The sequence below is a fragment of the Bradyrhizobium sp. 139 genome, from assembly GCF_023074175.1.
In the GTDB taxonomy this organism is placed as follows: domain Bacteria; phylum Pseudomonadota; class Alphaproteobacteria; order Rhizobiales; family Xanthobacteraceae; genus Bradyrhizobium.
The window spans coordinates 1-2,920 of record NZ_JADPKS010000151.1 but is presented as its reverse complement, the minus strand read 5'-3'; the positions used below and the strand labels follow the sequence as shown (position 1 = coordinate 2,920).

Annotated in this window: 3 protein-coding genes and 1 pseudogene; 1 reads left to right on the top strand and 3 read right to left on the bottom strand. The window is 62.9% G+C overall.

Annotation, left to right across the window (positions count from 1 at the left end; all coding sequences use genetic code 11):
• Window positions 1–101: pseudogene (locus tag IVA80_RS32360) on the top strand (transposase); the annotation flags it as partial.
• A 211-nt stretch (window positions 102–312) separates the two neighbouring features.
• Here IVA80_RS32360 and IVA80_RS32355 read toward each other — a convergent pair.
• The 3 genes from IVA80_RS32355 to IVA80_RS32345 are packed head-to-tail and all read right to left on the bottom strand — an operon-like array spanning window position 313 to window position 2,764.
• Window positions 313–1,965, bottom strand: a complete 1,653-nt coding sequence (locus tag IVA80_RS32355; protein ID WP_247439002.1) for an IS66 family transposase — start codon at window positions 1,963–1,965, stop codon at window positions 313–315.
• Between the two features lie 47 nt (window positions 1,966–2,012).
• Window positions 2,013–2,360 (bottom strand): IS66 family insertion sequence element accessory protein TnpB, encoded by a 348-nt coding sequence (gene tnpB, locus IVA80_RS32350; protein WP_247439000.1) that lies wholly within the window; start codon window positions 2,358–2,360, stop codon window positions 2,013–2,015.
• Window positions 2,357–2,764: a transposase gene (locus IVA80_RS32345; protein WP_247438999.1), complete on the bottom strand. Its 408-nt coding sequence runs from the start codon at window positions 2,762–2,764 to the stop codon at window positions 2,357–2,359. Before IVA80_RS32345 ends, tnpB begins: the two co-directional genes overlap by 4 nt.
• Window positions 2,765–2,920 lie beyond the last annotated feature (156 nt).

Below are 2,920 nucleotides of genomic sequence, written 5' to 3'. Positions count from 1 at the left end.
CGATAATCGACAGTCAATCGGTCAAGACGACCGAGAGCGGAGGGCCACGCGGCTTTGACGCGGGCAAGAAGATCAAAGGTCGCAAGCGCCACATCGTCAGTAAGCGCTTAGGCGTCACCCTATTGATGCGGGGTTGACGCTTTGCGGAATCGCCACGGCATGAGGTCTTCGATCCTGCTGTGGGGATGGCCGTCGATGATCGCCTCGAGTGTTTCGGCGATGTAGGCAGCAGGGTGTACGCATACGACGAAGACCGCGTGACTGACGCATGCGCGCGGGCACGGCGAGCTCTATGATGGCGTTGCGTGAAGATCAGGCGGCCTGCTGATCGGCGGGCGTGTCGCCTTGGCGCAGGAGCTTCCATTCCCAGGGCAGCAGTTCGTGCAGACGCGACGCGGGAAGATCGGCGATACGGGCGAGGACGTCGGCGAGCCAGGCCTTGGGATCGACGTCGTTGAGGCGACAGGTCGTGATCATCGTCAGCATGATGGCGGCACGGTCGGCGCCACGCTGGCTGCCGGCGAAGGTCCAGTTGCGCCTTCCCAAGGCGATGCCTCTCAATGCGCGCTCAGCACAATTGTTGGTCAAGCAGATCCTGCCATCGTCGAGGAAGCGGGCAAAGTCGGCCCAGCGCCTGAGCATGTAGTTCATGGGCTTCAGGACCTCGGAGGAGCGCGAGAGGGTTTCGCGCTCACGCAGCAACCAGGCGTGCATGTCCTCGAGCAGCGGCTTGCTCTTTTCCTGGCGCACGGCGCGCCGCTCGTCGGCGCCGCAGCCATTGATGGCGCGCTCGATCTCGAACAACGCATCGAGGCGTCTGACCGCCTCCAGCGCGATCGGAGAGACCGGTTTGCCCTTCTTACCTTCCCGAGCATTTTTCTCGATGTCAGCCAGCTCGAAGAAGCCCCGCCGCGCATGGGCCAGGCAAAACGCCGGTGTGATCGGCATCGCTTTCTTTTGCGGGTCGAACAGCGGCTCGAAGCCGTTGTAGCAATCGGCTTGCAGGATACCGGCGAAGGCGGCCAGATGCTTCTGGGGGTGCTCGCCTCGTCGGTCGCTCGAGGCGTAATAGACCGCCGCCGGCGGCGCAGGCCCGGCGAAGGGCCGGTCATCCCGCACATATGTCCAGATCCGCCCGGTCTTGCACTTGCCCTTCGCCAGGATACGGATCGTGGTGTCGTCGCCATGCAGGCGCTCGGCAGCCAGTACATGGCGTTCGATCAAGTGGAAGAGCGGCATGACGGCAAAGGTCCCGTGGCCGACCTGGTCGGCCAGTGTCGACAACGGCAGGTCGATCCCCTCGGCCTTAAAGCGCGCGCTCTGGCGGTTGAGCGGGATATGCATGCCGAACTTGTCGAACACGATCGTCGCCAGCAATTGTGGGCCGATGAAGCCGCGCGGCGTGGCATGGAACGGCGCGGGCGGCTGGCTGATCTTCTCGCAATCGCGGCAGGTGAACTTCTCGCGCACGGTCTCGATCAGCTTGAAGCGGCGCGGGATCTCCTCCAGCGTCTTGGTCACATCTTCACCGATCTTCGCCAGCCGCGATCCACCGCAGCAGGCACAGCTCGCTGGAGCCTCAATGACGACGCGCTCGCGTTCGATGTCATCCGGCCATGGCTTGCGTACCGGCCGATTGCGCATGAAGGGGCGGACGTTCTGCGTCTTTGCCGCTGCGGCCTGCGCGGCAAGCTCATCCTCGCTCGCCGTGGTGACGAGTTCTTCGAGCTCCAACTCCAGCTGCTCGAGCAGCCGTGCCGTGCGCTCGGAGCGCGGCCCGTACAGTTCGCGTTTGAGCTTCTCGATCCGCAGCTCGAGATGCGCGATCAGCGCCTCGTTGTCCGACAGCTCCGCCCGCGCACTGGCAGCCACCGCCTCGGCTCGCAGCCGCGCCTCACGCTCGGCCTGCAGCGCCGCCAGGGCACTGACAAGGTCCGATGGAAGGTCGTCCGGCTTCGATATCATGAAGCCATTGAATCAGATCAAGCAGCAGATTCAAACCGTAAAAGCGGCTATCCGATCCGCGTCGGACGCTGGGTTTCTTGAGGGTTGCGCCAATCGATCCCGGACAACAGATAGCTCAACTGCGCCGGAGAGATCGTTACCGATTCACCGGCAACCGATGGCCAGATGAACCTTCCTCTCTCGAGTCTTTTGGTGAACAAGCAGGCGCCCTGGCCATCGTGCCAAATGATCTTCAAAAGATCGCCGCGTTTGCCCCTGAAGCAGAAAACACCGCCGCCCATGGCGTCGCGCTTGAGCACTTCCTGCACGCGCAGAGCTAAGCTCGGAAAGCCGCACCGCATGTCGGTATGGCCCGTCGCCAGCCACACGCGCACGCCCGTCGGGATCGGGATCACCGTAGTGTCTCCAGCCCTCGCATGATCCGGAGCAAAACCGCGACATCGACGTTGCGATCCACGATCACGCGTCGGCCATTCGCGGTCACGACCTCCAGAGTGCCAGTGCCAGTCGCCGCCGCAGCGGCACGCTCCGCCGTCGCCTCGACCTCCGACACAATCTGGGCCGGCACAAATCCATCCACTTGACAGTCCCCAAGCTGCCCTTCGCGATAAGCCTTGCGCCACGAAAACAGAAGCTGTTTCGAAAGCCCATGATGCCGCGCTGTCGCCGACACCAGCCGCGGCCCCGAAAAACTTTCCTCGACAATCCGCAGCTTCTCGGCATCCGACCAGCGCCGACGCCGACCAGTCTCCACAACTTCAAGGCGACGCACTTGGCGATTATCAGTAAGGATATCCATACCGACAGTCAGCTACAGATCGGAAAAACCCGCAAGACGGCCGTCCTCGGACGCGTACAGCAGGGTTTACGTCGTTGAGTTTGCAGGTGGCGACGATCGAGGCGAGCAAAGCCCAGTTTTCCGCCCCGATTTCATGTCCGGCGAAGAGCGCGTTTT